This window comes from Streptomyces sp. NBC_00016 (genome assembly GCF_045040885.1).
GTDB lineage: Bacteria > Actinomycetota > Actinomycetes > Streptomycetales > Streptomycetaceae > Streptomyces > Streptomyces coriariae.
This window is the reverse complement of record NZ_CP108304.1, coordinates 4,576,083-4,591,215: the sequence shown is the minus strand read 5'-3', so window position 1 is coordinate 4,591,215 and position 15,133 is coordinate 4,576,083. Positions and strand designations below refer to the sequence as shown.

General features: G+C 73.9%; 11 protein-coding genes and 1 tRNA gene. 8 read left to right on the top strand and 4 right to left on the bottom strand.

The annotated features are described in order from the left end of the window. Positions 1–6 precede the first annotated feature (6 nt). From tmk to OG933_RS20275, 5 genes are all read left to right on the top strand, one after another. Positions 7–3,300: a dTMP kinase gene (tmk, locus tag OG933_RS20295; RefSeq protein WP_362522435.1), complete on the top strand. Its 3,294-nt coding sequence runs from the start codon at positions 7–9 to the stop codon at positions 3,298–3,300. Positions 3,301–3,433: 133 nt separating this feature from the next. Beyond that, positions 3,434–4,639, top strand: coding sequence for a DNA polymerase III subunit delta' (locus OG933_RS20290; RefSeq protein ID WP_020129313.1), 1,206 nt, complete (start codon positions 3,434–3,436; stop codon positions 4,637–4,639). 95 nt (positions 4,640–4,734) lie between these two features. Further along, on the top strand, positions 4,735–5,010 hold the full coding sequence (locus OG933_RS20285; protein ID WP_405628223.1) for a hypothetical protein: 276 nt from the start codon (positions 4,735–4,737) through the stop codon (positions 5,008–5,010). A 71-nt stretch (positions 5,011–5,081) separates the two neighbouring features. Further along, entirely contained in the window at positions 5,082–6,659 is a 1,578-nt protein-coding gene (locus OG933_RS20280) for an alpha/beta hydrolase (protein WP_362522437.1), read from the top strand. A 142-nt stretch (positions 6,660–6,801) separates the two neighbouring features. Beyond that, positions 6,802–6,875, top strand: a tRNA-Thr gene (locus OG933_RS20275). Positions 6,876–6,945: 70 nt separating this feature from the next. Here OG933_RS20275 and OG933_RS20270 read toward each other — a convergent pair. From OG933_RS20270 to OG933_RS20255, 4 genes are read right to left on the bottom strand one after another with little or no spacing between them, the layout of a single operon-like run. Continuing rightward, positions 6,946–7,800 carry a DUF3592 domain-containing protein gene (locus OG933_RS20270; protein WP_405628220.1) on the bottom strand — a complete coding sequence of 285 codons (855 nt, stop codon included), beginning with the start codon at positions 7,798–7,800 and terminating at the stop codon, positions 6,946–6,948. Between the two features lie 25 nt (positions 7,801–7,825). Then, on the bottom strand, positions 7,826–8,314 hold the full coding sequence (locus OG933_RS20265; protein WP_405628217.1) for a hypothetical protein: 489 nt from the start codon (positions 8,312–8,314) through the stop codon (positions 7,826–7,828). Position 8,315: 1 nt separating this feature from the next. Continuing rightward, positions 8,316–8,645, bottom strand: coding sequence for a hypothetical protein (locus OG933_RS20260; protein WP_405628214.1), 330 nt, complete (start codon positions 8,643–8,645; stop codon positions 8,316–8,318). After that, the gene (locus OG933_RS20255; protein ID WP_362522441.1) at positions 8,642–9,079 is read right to left on the bottom strand and encodes a hypothetical protein; all 438 of its coding nucleotides are present in this window, start codon (positions 9,077–9,079) and stop codon (positions 8,642–8,644) included. The genes OG933_RS20260 and OG933_RS20255 overlap by 4 nt, the downstream gene beginning before the upstream one ends. 194 nt (positions 9,080–9,273) lie before the next feature. On the opposite strand from OG933_RS20255, the gene OG933_RS20250 reads away from it, so the two are divergent. From OG933_RS20250 to OG933_RS20240, 3 genes are read left to right on the top strand one after another with little or no spacing between them, the layout of a single operon-like run. After that, positions 9,274–10,671 (top strand): hypothetical protein, encoded by a 1,398-nt coding sequence (locus OG933_RS20250; RefSeq protein WP_405628210.1) that lies wholly within the window; start codon positions 9,274–9,276, stop codon positions 10,669–10,671. Next, on the top strand, positions 10,671–12,077 hold the full coding sequence (locus OG933_RS20245) for a hypothetical protein (protein ID WP_405628207.1): 1,407 nt from the start codon (positions 10,671–10,673) through the stop codon (positions 12,075–12,077). Before OG933_RS20250 ends, OG933_RS20245 begins: the two co-directional genes overlap by 1 nt. Before the next feature lie 3 nt (positions 12,078–12,080). Continuing rightward, positions 12,081–15,059 (top strand): hypothetical protein, encoded by a 2,979-nt coding sequence (locus OG933_RS20240; protein ID WP_405628204.1) that lies wholly within the window; start codon positions 12,081–12,083, stop codon positions 15,057–15,059. Positions 15,060–15,133 lie beyond the last annotated feature (74 nt).

The window sequence follows — 15,133 nt, the reverse complement described above, 5'->3', positions numbered from 1 at the left end:
GAAAGCATGACGCGAGCCGAGCAGCCAACGGCCCACCACCCGGCACCGGACGACGCCTTGGTGGCGGACTCCCGCGAGCGCGCTGTGCGCGCCCTGTTGCGCGAGCCGCAGCTCAAGCGGCTCTGGAGCGCACAGCTGGTGAGCGGGGTGGGAGACACCCTCGCACTCCTGGTGTTCGTCCTTCTCGTCCTCCAGGCGGCCATCGTGGAGGGCTCCTTCGGGGGCGGCTACCGCGGCGTGGCCTTCGCGGTGGCGACCGTCTTCGCGGTGCGGATTCTGGCCACCCTCCTCTTCGGCGCCGTCCTCCTGGGCCCCCTGACCTCACTGACCTCGCCGGACGGCCCGCTCGACCGCCGCTGGACCATGGTCGGCGCGGACGGCGTGCGCGCGGCGCTGCTCATCGTCGCGCCGCTGTGGATCGACTGGACGCCGGACGACGCGCTGGCCCTGCTGCTCGTCACGGTGTTCGTGACCGGGGTGGCCGAGCGGTTCTGGACGGTCGCCCGCGAGAGCGCGTCCCCGGCCCTGCTGCCCGCCCCGCCGCTGGAGGGCGCGACCGTCCGGCCGTTGCCCGACCACATGGACGCCCTGCGCCGCCTGTCGCTGCGCACGGGCTTCGTGACGATCCCGCTGGGCGCGGCCACGCTGGTCGTCGCGGCACTGTTCAACAATCTTCTGGGCGCCGGGATCGACTGGTTCGGACAGCACCAGGCGGCCCTCGCCTCGTATGTCGCCGGAGGGCTCTTCGCCGGGTCGCTGTCCATCGTGACCTTCCTGGAGCTGCCCGGACTGCGCACCCCGCGCGCGCGGTCGCCGCTCGAGGGGCTGCGCCGGCCCAGGACCGCCACCGGCGTCGACGCGGGCCGCACCGGCGCGATCCCGCTGCTGGTCCTCGCCTGTGCCGCCGTCGCCGGGGCGATCGCCGCCGCCGTCGCCGTGGCCGTGCTGCACGCCAAGGACCTAGGCGGCGGTCCGGTCATGTACGGGCTGTTCGTGCTCGCGCTGACCGGCGGGGTCGTCGTCGGCGTCCGTACGGCACCGAAGGTGCTGGCGTCGCTGTCGCGGCGCCGGCTGCTCGCGCTGGCCATCGCCTTCACCGGCGTGGCGCTGCTGGCCGCCGGGCTGGTCCCGGACGTCACCAGTGTGCTGCTGATCCTGGCCCTGGCCGGCGTCGGCGCGGGCGTCGCCGCCAACACCGGGCACGCCCTGCTCGACCAGGAGACCGAGGAACACCGCCGGGCGCGGACGACGGAGCACCTGCACGCCGTCGTGCGGGTCGTGGTGGCGCTGGGCGCGGTGATCGCCCCGCTGGTGGCGGCGCTCATCGGGCCGCACCGGCTGGAAAGCGGCAAGTTCGTCTTCGCGCACGGCGGGGCGGCGTTCACGCTGATGCTGGTCGGCGCGCTGCTGCTGCCGGTGGCCGCGCTGGTGCTGGCCAAGGTCGACGACCGTTCCGGCGTGCCCCTGCGGCAGGACCTGCGGGACGCGCTGCTCGGCGGCGACGACCCGGTGCAGACCTCGGTCGGGACCGGCTTCTTCATCGCCCTGGAGGGCGGCGACGGCGCCGGCAAGTCCACGCAGGCCGAGGCGCTCGCCGAGTGGATCAGGGCCAAGGGCCACGAGGTCGTCCTCACGCGTGAGCCGGGGGCCACGCCCGTGGGCAAGCGGCTGCGTTCGATCCTGCTGGACGTCTCCAGCGCCGGGCTCTCGCACCGCGCGGAGGCGCTGCTGTACGCGGCGGACCGCGCGGAGCACGTCGACACGGTCGTCCGGCCCGCCCTGGAGCGCGGCGCGGTCGTCATCACCGACCGGTACATCGACTCGTCCGTGGCCTACCAGGGCGCGGGCCGCGACCTGTCCCCGACGGAGATCGCGCGGATCTCGCGCTGGGCGACGAACGGCCTGGTCCCGCATCTGACGGTCCTGCTGGACGTGTCGCCTGAGGCCGCCCGCGAGCGCTTCACGGAGGCCCCGGACAGGCTGGAGTCGGAGCCGGCCGAGTTCCACACGCGCGTGCGCTCCGGCTTCCTCACGCTGGCCGCCGCCGACCCGGGCCGCTACCTGGTGGTCGACGCGGCCCAGGAGCCCGAGGCGGTCACGACCGCCGTCCGGCACCGGCTCGACCAGCTGCTGCCCCTGTCCGAGGCCGAGATCAAGGCCCAGGAGGAGGCGCGCAAGAAGGCCGAGGAGGAGGCCCGCCGCAAGGCAGAGGAAGAGGCCGCCCGCAAGGCCGAGGAGGAGCGCCTGGAGCGCGAGCGCCAGGAGCAGCTCGCCAAGCTGCGCGCCGAGGAGGAGGAGCGCAAGCGGCGCGAGCTGGAGGAGGCGCAGCGGCGCGAGGCCGAACGGCAGGCCGAGGAGGCGCGGCTGCGCGCCGAGGAAGCACGCAGGCGTGCCGAGGAGGAGCGGGTCCGGCTCCTCGCGGAGGAGAAGGCCCGCGCCGAGGAGGAGGCCCGCCGCAAGGCGGAGGAGGAGCGGCGCCGCCGGCAGGCCGAGGAGGAGGCGCGGCTGCGTGCCGAGGCCGAGGCCCGGCGCCTGGAGAAGCAGCGGAAGGCCGAGGAGGCGCTGCTGCGGGCCGAGCAGGCCCGACGTGCGGCGGAGCAGGCCGCCGCCGCGGCTCAGGTCGGACCGAAGCCGGCGCGCCCCACGGCGACCGCCGCTTCGGCGGCTCCGGCGGTCCCGCCGGAGGCCGTGACCGTGCCGACGCCGGTGGTGACTCCGACGAACGCGTCGGGCGGGCCGGTGGACGAGACGGCCGTGCTGCCGCCGATCCGCATGGACAAGGAGCCCGAGCAGCCCTCCAGGACGTCCGGGAACGCGTCCGGATCCGGGAGGAAGCCCCAGGGCTCCGCGGGCGGGGCCGACGCCGAGGTGACGGCCGAGCTGCCGCAGCCCTCGATTCCGCCGGGGGCCGCCGACGAGACGGCGGTACTGCCTCCGGTGCGCGGCGACAGCTCCGAGGACGAGACGGCCGTACTGCCGCCGGTCCGGGACGAGAACCCCGCCGACGAGACGGCCGTGCTGCCTCCCGTGCGGGACCGGAACCCCTCGGACCGGGTGCCGCCGGGGTACTTCCGCGACGAGCGGGGTGAGCAGGACGGGGCGCGGCCGGACGGGGCCGACGACCGTACGCGCGAGCTGCCGCAGGTCGACGAGGAGGGCACGCCCCGCCAGCGACCCCGGTCGGACTGGGCCGAGGAGACCCCGCTGGACGATCTGCCGACGCTGGCGGACGAACTGCTGGGCCCGCGCCGGGACGAGGACGGCAACGACGAGGGCCGCGGGCGGGGCCGACGCCGCTGAGCGTTCCGGCGCCGCCGGTCGTCCCGCCGTCGGTCGGCGGCGGGACGCCGACCTCACCCGTGGCTCGATTGTCAGTGGCTCCCCGCACAATGGAAGCCGCAACGCGAAACGTGACGAAAGGGCGGCGTGACGCATGACCGTGTGGGACGACCTCGTCGGGCAGGAGAAGGTGAGCGAGCAGCTCGCCGCTGCCGCTCGGGACGCCGACGCGCTCGTCACCGCGGCGGGCGCCGCCGCCCCGCCGCCCGAGACGTCGAAGATGACGCACGCCTGGCTGATCACCGGTCCGCCCGGGGCAGGTCGCGGACAGGTGGCGCGGGCCTTCGCCGCCGCCCTGCAGTGCGTGAGCCCGGACCGGGCGCTCGGCGGCGTCCCGGGCTGCGGGTTCTGCGACGGCTGTCATACGGCGCTCATCGGCACCCACGCCGACGTCAACACCGTCGCCGCGGTCGGTTCGCAGATCCTCGCCGAGGACATGCGTGACACGGTCCGTAAGTCGTACACCTCGCCCGCCACGGGCCGCTGGCAGATCATCCTCGTCGAGGACGCCGAGCGGCTGAACGAGAAGTCCGCCAATGCCGTCCTCAAGGCCGTCGAGGAGCCCGCCCCGCGGACGGTCTGGCTGCTCTGCGCGCCCTCCCTGGAGGATGTGCTGCCCACCATCCGCTCCCGCTGCCGGCACCTGAACCTGCGCACGCCCTCCGTCGACGCCGTCGCCGACATGCTCATCCGGCGCGAAGGCATCGAGCCGGCCGTCGCCGCGGCCGCCGCCCGGGCCACGCAGGGGCACGTCGACCGCGCCCGTCGGCTGGCCACCGACCCCGCCGCCCGCGAGCGCCGCGCGGCCGTGCTGAAGCTGCCCTTGCGCGTCGACGACGTCGGCGGCTGTCTGCGTGCCGCCCAGGAGTTGGTCGACGCGGCGACCGAGGACGCCAAGCAGCTCGCGGAGGAGAGGGACGGCAAGGAGACCGAGGAGCTGAAGGCGGCGCTGGGCGCGGCCCAGGGCGGCCGGATGCCCCGCGGTACGGCGGGTGTGATGAAGGACCTGGAGGACAAGCAGAAACGCCGCAGGACGCGTACGCAGCGCGACAGCCTCGACCTCGCGCTCACCGACCTGACAGCCTTCTACCGCGACGTCCTCGCCCTCCAGCTCGGCTCACGCGTCGCGATCGCCAACATGGACGCCGAGGACGCCCTCGAGCGGCTCGCCCGTGGCAGCAGCCCGGAATCCACCCTCCGCCGTATCGAGGCCATCGCCGGATGCAGACAGGCCCTCGACCGCAATGTGGCTCCGCTGCTGGCGGTGGAGGCGATGACGATGGCCCTGAGAGCGGGCTGACACCGCCGACGGCGAGCGCGCCGGCACCGACCACCGGGCCGGCACCGACCACCGGGCTGGTACCGGTCACCGGACCGACGCCGGTCACCGGGCTGATGCCGGTCACCGGGCTGATGCCGGTCACCGGGCTGATGCCGGTCACCGGGCTGATGCCGGTCACCGGGCTGATGCCGGTCACCGGGCTGATGCCGGTCACCGGGCTGATGCCGGTCACCGGGCTGATGCCGGTCACCGGGCTGATGCCGGTCACCGGGCTGGTACCGGTCACCGGGCTGATGCCGGCCGCCGGGCCGAGGCCGGTATCGGGGCCGCCACCGAGCGCCGGGCCGACGCCGGCCGCCGCACCGAGGCTGACGTCGATCTTGGGTTGACGGCGTCACTCGTCCGTGTCCGTTCGCGTACGTACCGCGTTCGTGACATTGCGCAGAGTTACGCTCGCTGGATGTACATGAGGCGCTCTCTCCGCAGGTCCCGTACCGGCGTCACCCTCCTCTCGCTCGCCGCGCTGCTCGTCTCCGGCTGTTCCGCCGCGGAGTCGACGAGTTCCGCCGGTTCCACGGCGGTGGCGGCGCTCGTCGCGCTGCCGCGGGCCACGCCGTCGGCGCTCGCGCCGTACTACGGGCAGAAGCTGAGCTGGCGCGGCTGCGGTGTGCCCGGATTCGAGTGCGCCACCCTGAAGGCGCCGCTCGACTACGCCGACCCGGGCGCGGGCGACGTCCGGCTCGCGGTCGCCCGCAAGAAGGCGACGGGACCGGGCAAGCGGCTCGGCTCGCTGCTGGTGAACCCGGGCGGACCGGGCGGCTCGGCGGTCGGCTACCTCCAGCAGTACGCCGGCATCGGCTACCCCGCCGGAGTCCGCGCCCGCTACGACATGGTCGCCGTCGACCCGCGGGGCGTGGCCCGCAGCGAGCCCGTGGAGTGCCTCGACGGGCGCGCGATGGACACGTACACGCAGACGGACACGACGCCCGACGACCAGCGGGAGACCGGCGAACTCGTCGACGCGTACAAGGAGTTCGCGGAGGGCTGCGGCGCGCACTCGGCACGGCTGCTGCGGCACGTCTCCACCGTGGAGGCGGCCCGCGACATGGACATCCTGCGCGCGGTCCTGGGCGACGGGAAGCTGACGTACGTGGGGGCGTCGTACGGGACGTTCCTCGGTGCGACGTACGCGGGGCTCTTCCCGAACCGGGTGGGCCGGCTCGTCCTGGACGGTGCGATGGACCCGTCGCTGCCCGCCCGCCGGCTGAACTTGGACCAGACGGCCGGGTTCGAGACGGCGTTCCAGTCGTTCGCGAAGGACTGCGTCACGCGGTCCGACTGCCCGCTCGGCGGCAAGGGCACGGCTCCCGCCAAGGTCGGCGAGAGCCTCAAGGCCTTCTTCCGCAAACTCGACGCGCGCCCGATCCCCACCGGCGACCCGGACGGCCGCAAGCTCGGCGAGGCCCTCGCCACCACCGGCGTGATCGCGGCGATGTACGACGAGAGCACCTGGGAGCAGCTGCGCGAGGCGCTGACCTCGGCGATCAAGGACAAGGACGGCGCGGGCCTGCTCGCCCTCTCCGACAGCTACTACGAGCGGGACGCCGACGGCCGCTACGCCAACCTGATGGCCGCCAACGCCGCGGTGAACTGTCTCGACCTCCCCGCGGCCTTCTCCACCCCCGACCAGGTCGAGAAGGCACTCCCGTCCTTCGAGAAGGCGTCCCCGGTCTTCGGTGAGGGCCTCGCCTGGGCCTCGTTGAACTGCGCCTACTGGCCGGTGAGGGCCACGGGCGAGCCGCACCTCATCGAGGCGAAGGGCGCCGCCCCGATCGTCGTCGTCGGCACCACTCGGGATCCGGCGACCCCGTACCGCTGGGCCCGGTCCCTCGCCCACCAGCTCGCCTCGGCCCGCCTCCTCACCTACGAGGGCGACGGCCACACCGCCTACGGGCGCGGCAGCGCCTGCATCGACTCCGCGATCGACACCTACCTGCTCCACGGAACGCCTCCGGCGGACGGCAAGCGCTGCACGTAGACCGCCCGGTGCCGGCCCGCGCGGACCCCGGGAGGACCCCGGGAGGATCCCGGGAGGACCGCTCCCGGGGGCTGTTCGGAGCACCCCTGGAAACTGTGTAGACTTACCGACGTTGCTGATCGCACCATGGTGTGGACAGCGCGCCGCCTTAGCTCAGATGGCCAGAGCAACGCACTCGTAATGCGTAGGTCTCGGGTTCGAATCCCGAAGGCGGCTCTGCCGAAGCCTCAGGACTCACTCGCCGTGACCTGGGGCTTTTGCTTTTGGTGAGCCCGGGGGACGGGTGTCACAGCAGGGCCGCGCCGGTCGCGATCGATGCCAGGCCGGTGATCAGCATGATGATGATCCAGCCGATGGCCCTTTCGTTGGCGCGGTGGTCCGCTCTGAGGTCGGGGGTGTAGACGGCCGGGTCGGAGGGGGCGTAGTGGAGGGTCAGTTCGCGGTGGAGGGAGTGGCTCGGGTCGGGGATGCCGTCGCGGGGGAGGACCGTGACGTGGGTGCCGTCCCGGGTGGTGAAGGTGACGACGGGGGCGTGGTTGACGATCTCGTCGCCCTCACCGTCGGTGTAGACGTCCTTGGTGACGGCCACCACGCGGGCCGGGGCGGCGACGGCCGAGGACAGCAGGTCGTCGCGGGTGCGCGCGATGCGGATGTCGGGACTGGCCGCCGCGAAGACGGTGAGCAGGGCGCCGAAGCCGAGCAGTGCGTACGGGTAGCCCCGGACGACGGTCGCATGGATCACGAGGCCGATGAGGAGCAGGATCGTGGCGCAGTCGGGGCCGAGCCGGCCGTTCCTGTCCTGCGGGGTGTCGGGAGTGACGCGGAACCGGTGCGGCTGCCCTCGGGGGTAGCGCACCTGTAGTTCCCGGCCCACCCAGGCTTCCTCGACCGAGTCGCCGTGCCTGCCCGCGTTCGAGAGGGTGAACTGCCTTTCGGTGAACGGGTCCTGGAACGTGACCGTCACCGGTATGCCGGGCCTCTTGGAGGCGCCGTGGGCCGGCGGTTCCACGGCCACGATCCGCGCCGTCACCCATACCGCGCGCTGGGCCCGGGTCAGTCCGGTGAGCGAGAGGGCGTAGCCGAGGAACGCCAGCCCCGCGGGTACCACCCACCACAGCTCAAGTAGCTCGTAACCGCCCATGCGAGTGCCGGCCTTTCTGTGCCGATCAGAGGGAGACACGGAACAGGTTGTCGGCCGGGTCGACGACGGCCGTCAGGCGGAGACCCACGCGCAGGGCGGGGTGCCGTGAGCGTTTCCAGGTCGTCTCGAAGGTGCGGAAGCCCGGGCCGCTGACGCGGAGCGCGACCGTGACACCGGCGTCGTCCCCGTCCTCCCAGGCGGTCAGGTCGGTGACCTCCGCCGTCGCCGTGACCCCGATGGTGTCGAGCCGCCGGTTGTCGGCTCTCTCGAGGGAGGCGTGGGCCCAGAGCCCGATGCCCAGGGGCGTGCAGAGCAGCGTGGACAGGATGCCCCCGAGCAGGAGGGGAGCATCGGCGAAGACGGTGAAGCCCAGCATGACCGGCCCGCACACGCACATGCCCAGGGCGGTGGAGTACAGGACCGCCGTGCCGTAGAGGCCTATGTCGGAGACCTGCTTCGGCTCGGGATCGCCGTTCCCGCCGCTGTTTCGGACGTCGTCCCCGCCGGTGGTCAACTCAGGGCTCCGGCCGCTCGGGTGGGCTCTGTGCGAGCCGCTCCGCGAGGACGCGCAGGCCGTCGAGCCGGTGCGCGTCGTAGGGGAGGGAGTGGCGCATGCCGCGTCCGGTGACGATCGTCATCCGGGGGTTGCGGCCCGTGCCGAACTCCAGCCGGGGTGCCTGCCGGATGTGGATGCGGTGGGTGTCGGAGTAGCCGAACAGCTCCAGTATCCGGCCGTCGAAGGAGATCAGGACGGTGTCGCTCACCAGCACTTCGTAGGGGAGCGGCACTTCGTACGGCGGCAGCGCTTCGTACGGCTCCGGGGCTTCGTACGGCTCCGGCCTCACGGGGTGACACCGTCCCCGGCGTACAGGTAGTCGCCGGGCCGCGCGGGGTCGGCGATCAGCAGGACCTGGTCGCCGGCGCGGGGGATCCGCAGCTTCGAGACGATCGTCCGAAGGGTGATCCGCTCGGCGTCCCCGGACGGCCGGGGCACGAGGTCGACGACCAGATCGACGACCGGGTCGAAGTTGACCAGCTTGCCGGTGTCGCCGATCGACACGACGACGGCGGGTATGGTCGGCGCCCCCATGGCGAGCAACTGCTGAACCCCGAGGCCGGAGTTGTACGCGTTCATCGACTGCTGGACCCGGGCGAAGTCCTCGGCGCCGAGGAACGCGCGGGTGGCGCGACCGTAGAAGCCCTTGCCGCCGGCCACCTTGCCGGCGATCTCGGCGGCCCGCTCCTCGCGGGTCTGGTGACGCTTCCTGAAGATTCCCATGACGGCTTCCCCTTCTCGGCGGTGTCCGGCGACGCGCTGCGGTGTCCGGCGACGCCCGGCTGAGTCGGACGCGGTTCGTACGGACCTCGTCGTGCGCGATCCGGAACGCGTCCACGGTCGGGACGTTAGAAGGCCGGGGACGCCTACCGATCCCAGGTTCGCCCGCCCGTTTCCGGACGACGTACGCTCCAGGCATGCCGTCCCCGAGTCAGCCGACCGGCGAGCGCCGACCGCGTGCCATGGTGATCGACACCGCCTGGCGTGACCTCGGGCCGGGGCTGGAATCGCTGAGCGGCCCCGGCGGCGCGCCGTTGACCCGGACGGTCAAGCTGATACTGCTGCCGCTGATCGTCAGGCCGGCGCTGAGCCCCGAACTCGCGGTGGACTTCCTCGGGCCGGCGCAGGCCGGGCGCCTCGCCGCGCTGATCCGGGAGTCCGGGACGCGGCTCGGGGCGACGGCACAGTGGTTCACCCTGCTCAAGCGGACGCGCCGGGCGCTCGGCATCGTGGCGGGCAACCCCCAGGACCTGTACTTCCAGCGCTGCTTCGAGCTGGCCACCGAGCACGGAGCGCCCTCGGCCGGTGCCGACGCGGTGGCCAGATCCGTGGTCGAGGAGGTGGCGGACGCGGACGGCGGGCGCACGGTGGAGGTGCTGAAGGACCACCTCGCCGATACGGTCCGGCGCGCCCGGCTCGACGCTGAGCTGGCCGGTGGGTGGGAGAGTCGCCGGCCGGCACCGGCCGCCGACGCGGTCGCGGCGGTGGCGCTCGCGGGCGAGGTCCTGGAGGCCTGCGGCGTGCCGGGCGGGGCGGGCGACTCGCCGGAGTACGGGGCCATGGTCGAGGCGGGACACGGCGCCCTGCTCGGCCGGGCCCTGTGGGCGCACGCGGACGGTGTCTGGGGCCGTGACGACCTGCCGGCGCATCTGGGGCTGACCGGGCGCCGGGTGCCGCCGCGGCCGGAGGTCGGCCGGGGCGCCTCGACGGCCACGCTCCCCGCGCCGCTGGACCGCACGCTCTTCGAACGGCTCTTCGTCGTCCTTCAGTCGTCGGCCCGGCGCGAGGAACTGCCGACGGTGCCCGAGCTCGTCGGGCGGGAGGTCGGCCGCAGTTGCGCACCGCTCGGGCTGTACGACGAGAGCCTGCGCGTCGCCGTGGTCCTCGGCGGCCGGCTCGCGGTCGGCCTCGACCCGCTGGGCACCGGGGAGCCCGCGCCGGGGCGGACGGCGGCGCATCGGGCCGTCAACAGCCGCTGGCGGCGGGAGGCTTCGGTCCTGCGCGCCCGCAGGATGACCGTTTCTCCCCGCCCCGACCCGGACGGCGGCGGAGTGCTGGACGCGCTCGCCCAGGACCTTCGTAACCCCTGGGCCGCCTATATGCGGCGGTTGTGGGTGCGGCTGCACGGTCGGGACGTCCGCGGTGCATCGCTGGCGGACGCCGCCTCGGCCTGGGCGGTCCTCGACGGGGTCGCCCGCTCGGTGATGATGGACCACCGCGCCAGGGTCCGGTCGGCGCTGCGCACACTGTCGGCGGCGACGGGGAGCCCGACGCCCCGGGCGGCCCCGGCGGCGGCCGAGCCGAGGAGCGCGTGATGGCGCGGGCTCACGTCGACGTCCAGGTCGCACGGGGCGAGGGCGAGGACGGCACGATCCGGATCGCCGCCGGCCCGGCCCCCGGACGGGCCGGAGACGACGGCGGCCCCGACTTCGCCCGGGCCGTTCTCGACGTCGCGGGGGCGGTCCTGTCCTGGCCCGTCCGCGAAGAACCGGGGCTGCCGGTGGCGGAGGTGCATGACGTGGGGCGGGCGCAGCAGTGGCTGTGGGCGCTCTACGGCGAGCGCACCGCCGGCGCCGTGCAGGCCTGTGTGACAGGGGAGCCCGCCGGTGTACGGGTCACGGCGGACGTGACCGCTCTCGCGGGCGCCGCCGCCCGGCTGGGCTTCGGGCACTGGGCGGCCCGGTGGTGGTCGGCGTCGTACGTGGACGGGATACCGGCGCTCGAACCGGACGTGCTCGGGCTGGAGCTGGCCGCGCTCACCCACTGGTGCCAGCAACTGTTCGGCGACTTCGGCGACTTCGGCGACTTCGGCGACTTCAACGGGATCAACGGGATCAACGGGTTCAACGGGTTCCTGGACTTCGGTGGCTCCGGCGACGGTCAGCACGGCCACGACGCCCGCGACCGTTTCGGTGACCAGCCGGATGGCTGTGCGGCCCAACTGATCGAGGATCATCAGGCCGCGCTCGACCCGCTGATCCAGTGGTGGCGCGCGGCGCCGCAGTCGGCGGACACGGCACGGCATCTGGAGAGCGTCCTGCGGTTGCTCGACGAGGCGGCGGACGGCGCCGGGCTGGACGGGCAGGCTCTGCGCCGGCTCCGGTCGGCCCTGGAGCAACATCGTCCGGCCGGTACGACGGTCGACGTCGGCGCGCTGTTCGTCCGGCGCGACGGCTATGCCCTCGCGGCGGGCGATCCGCTCGGCGCGGGCGGCCGGGTGATCGCCCGCGGCTCCGGGACCAACGACTGGCGCCGCTACCCGCCCGGCTTCGTCGACGCCTCCGAGACCGCGGTGTCCTGGACCGCTCGGGCACTCGGCGCACGACGTCAGATCGAGGTCGAGATCGTCGCGCACGTCGCGGCACCCGTCGCCGGTGCGCCCCTCGTCGCCGAGGTCGGGGTGAACGGCGGTCGTCGGACTCGGGTGCCCCTGGGCAGGCGGGACGACGTGTGGACGGGCCGGGCGGACCTGGACCCGCACGGTCCGGCCGGTGCCGTGCCGCCGCGCTTCGAGGTGGAGGTGCTGCTGCCGGGATTCGACCCGGGGCCGGGCGGTCCCGAAGACCGCGCCGCCCGTGACGCGATCCGCGCGCTGGTCCGGCGGCGGCTCGCCACCGCGGCCCGGCCCCTGGCATACGACGGCTCACCGCACGACGCCTCCTCGGGACCGTTCCTCGCCGAGATCGCCGCCGTCGCCACCGCTACGGAAGAGGACTACTGACGGATGGACGAGAGCGAGCGCGGGGAGAACGAGCGCCCGGACGGCGGTGCGGTGGTGCGGCTGTACGGGGAGCCGTTCGACAGCGGGCTCGCGTTGGCCGAGGAACACCAGCTGGCCGCCGATCTCACCGCCGCGGTCGCCGTCTACGAGGAACTGCTCGCCGTGGCCGAGTCCTTCGAGGACTCGCCCGACGTGCGGTTCCTGCGGGCGCATCTGCTGGCGAACATCGCGAGTGTCCTGCTCACCGCCACGGACCTGGGCGGGGCGGAGGATGCCGTCGAGCGGTCCCGTGCCCTCCTCGACGGCATCGCGTCGGTGCCGATGGGGCCGCGCGGCCGTCAGCTCTGGCTGGAGATCCTGCTGAGGACGCTGCTCGCCAGGGCCGATCTGCTGCGCCGGACCGGGCGCCTGGACGAGGCGCTGGCCTGTCTCGACGAGGCGGCGGTCCGGATGCCCGAGTTCGACGACCCCGACGGGCTGCGCACCTCCGAACTGGGCCTGAACCGCGTGCATCTGCTGATCGAGCGGGGCGAGTGGGGAGCGGCGGAGGAACAGGCCGCGGGGTTGCTGTCCACCACGTCGGCGACCGCGGTGGAGACCGTCCCGCGGCTGCTGGTCGCCCTCGGTCTGATCTGCGCCTCGACCGGGCGGTTCGACCCGGCCGAGGACTACTTCGCCCGCGCGGAGGACCGCTTCCGGGCCATGGGGGACACCGGTGAGCAGCGGTCGCTGCTCGCGCACCGGGCGTACACCGCGATGCACCGGGGCGAACTCGATCTCGCGGAGCGGTTGTTCGCGGAGGCGTCCGCGTTCTTCGAGCGGCAGCGGCGGTTCGGTGACCTGGCGGTCTGTGAACAGGCCCGCGGCTTTCTCGCCGGGCGGCGCGGCGACGCCATCGGCGCGGATGACCTGCTGGGGGCGAGCCTGGCCCGGTTCGAGCGGCTCGGCGCCGCGATCGCCGCCGCCGACAGCATGCTGCTGGGCGCCCAACACGCCTACGAACGCCGCGACATCGACGAGATGAAGCGGCTGGCCCAGCAGGCCCGGGACGTGTACCAGGAGCGGGCGGTGTACGAGCGGTGCGCACAGGTCGACCTGCTGCTCGCGCGCACCCTCGAGGACAACCTGAACCGGACCGACCACGGCGACCGCGAGTCGGAGTCCATCGGTACGGCGATCTCGGTCGCCCTGCCCGCCGCACTGGCCCTGGAGGCGGCCCGCTTCGACTTCGTCACCGCTCACGCGCGCAGTCAGTGGCTGCAACTCGCGGACGAGGCGATGCAGTTGGTCTTCCGTCTCGCGGTACGCCGGCAGGACCAGGGGCTGCTCTTCGAACTGGCGGAACACCGCTGCGCGGGTGCCTCGCTGGCGCTCGACCGTACGCCGCGGTCGGCCACGGCTTCCGCCCCGACTTCGGCCACGGCTGCAACCACGGCTTCGGCGACGGCTGCGGTGGCGTCCGACTCTCCGGTGTTCCCGAGCGCGGGCATGAAGACGTACGAGCCCGTCGACGGCGTGGTGGCGCTGGGGGGCGTGGCGGCGGAGGCCGCTGCCTCCGCGGGACTGCGCGTGGCGCCGCCGCCGAAGGTGCGGATGTCGTCGGAGTCAGGCCGCGTCGCGCTCCAGGAGTACATCGCGGCGGCCGAGTTCCGCTATCACCGACGGCTCGTGAGCGAGGCGGAGACGCCGTTCTGGATGACCGAGGACCTGACGAGCCGCCCGGTGGTGCAGGTCCGGCTGGCAGACGCCGGCGACCTGTTCATGACCTGGACGTGGGCGGGTGGGGCCCGGGGGTTCGGTACCGGCCGTGGGCCCGCCGACGAGGTCGACCGGGCGGTCCATGCGCTGGCCGACGCGCTCCCGGGGGCGGTCGCGGGCGCCGAGGGGATGCGGCGCGCCTTCGACTCGGGCGCGCTGGCCGGGTACCGGACCGAGCTGCGGCTCGCGCGGTTGCTGGCCGAGGCGCTGTGGCCGGCGGGGCTGACCGAGCAGATACGTCAGGTGTCGGCGCGCGCGGGCCGTCCGCTGGTGCGGATCCAGCCGTCGCCCCGGGTGGCCCAGGTGCCGTGGGAACTGCTTGCCGTCGACGGGACGAGCGACGTACGGCTCATCGACCTGGCGGACGTCGTGACCACCGCGCCGGCGTCCTTGCGGCAAGGAGCCCTCGCGGAAACGGGCGCCGGGCCGGGTACCGCAACGAGTGCCGACGCGGTGGTGCTCGTCCTCGACCCCCGGGTGCCCGGATTCCGGGCCGACTCCCCGCTCGGCTCCGTCCTGGGGCCGCCCGGCTCGGACCCGGAGCTGATGTCGCTCGTCCGGCGCCGTCTCGACGCGGGCGCCGTCGTGCCGTCGGTCACCGCCCCGGCGGAGGCGTTCCGCCGCACCGACCTGGACCGGGACTGGCTGGGCGACGTGCTCCGCAAGGGGGTGCGCAGGCTGATGTACGTCGGGCATGTGAGCGGCGCGCCGGTCGAGGGCGGGCAGAGCGAGGACGGCACGCTCCATCTGTGCTGCGGTGCGGAGACGGTCGGCCTGGCCGAGCCGGTCCGCGGTCATCGGCCGCTGTCGGCCAAGGACCTGCTGCTGGGCACGCTTCCCCTGCGCGCGGACGGCGAGCCGGGCGCGGGGATCTGGCCCGCACCACGCCGGGTCGCCCTCATCGGCTGCGAGAGCGGCGGCGATCTGCGGTTCGCCGAGTCGTTCGGGTTGGCCACGGCGATGATCCACAACGGTGCGGAGCTGGTCACCGCCACCCGTTGGGTGCTGCCGACGAACCTCGCCTTCCACCGGCTGGCCGGTCTGTCCGCGTCCGTGCGCCCGCTGTCGGAGGCGATCGTCGCCGTCGACACCGCCCACGAGCAGGGTGACCCCGTGCAGGCGCTCGGCCGCTGGCAGCGCGAGCAGCTCGATCACTGGCGGTCGAGCGGCCGGATCGAGCACTCGCCCCTGCTGTGGGCGGCCATGACCTGCATCGTCGTATGAAGGGCGGACGCAGGACGGCGCCCCCTGCTCTGGGGGCAGGGGGCGCCGGTCGTTCGGGGCAGGTACGGCCCGGG

Excerpts from the sequence above, each read along its gene's own strand:
- tmk (WP_362522435.1), top strand. The coding sequence starts at position 7 with ATGACGCGAGCCGAGCAGCCAACGGCCCACCACCCGGCACCGGACGAC.
- OG933_RS20290 (WP_020129313.1), top strand. The coding sequence starts at position 3,434 with ATGACCGTGTGGGACGACCTCGTCGGGCAGGAGAAGGTGAGCGAGCAG.
- OG933_RS20285 (WP_405628223.1), top strand. The coding sequence starts at position 4,735 with ATGCCGGTCACCGGGCTGATGCCGGTCACCGGGCTGATGCCGGTCACC.
- OG933_RS20280 (WP_362522437.1), top strand. The coding sequence starts at position 5,082 with ATGTACATGAGGCGCTCTCTCCGCAGGTCCCGTACCGGCGTCACCCTC.
- OG933_RS20270 (WP_405628220.1), bottom strand. The coding sequence starts at position 7,800 with ATGGGCGGTTACGAGCTACTTGAGCTGTGGTGGGTGGTACCCGCGGGG.
- OG933_RS20255 (WP_362522441.1), bottom strand. The coding sequence starts at position 9,079 with ATGGGAATCTTCAGGAAGCGTCACCAGACCCGCGAGGAGCGGGCCGCC.
- OG933_RS20250 (WP_405628210.1), top strand. The coding sequence starts at position 9,274 with ATGCCGTCCCCGAGTCAGCCGACCGGCGAGCGCCGACCGCGTGCCATG.
- OG933_RS20245 (WP_405628207.1), top strand. The coding sequence starts at position 10,671 with ATGGCGCGGGCTCACGTCGACGTCCAGGTCGCACGGGGCGAGGGCGAG.
- OG933_RS20240 (WP_405628204.1), top strand. The coding sequence starts at position 12,081 with ATGGACGAGAGCGAGCGCGGGGAGAACGAGCGCCCGGACGGCGGTGCG.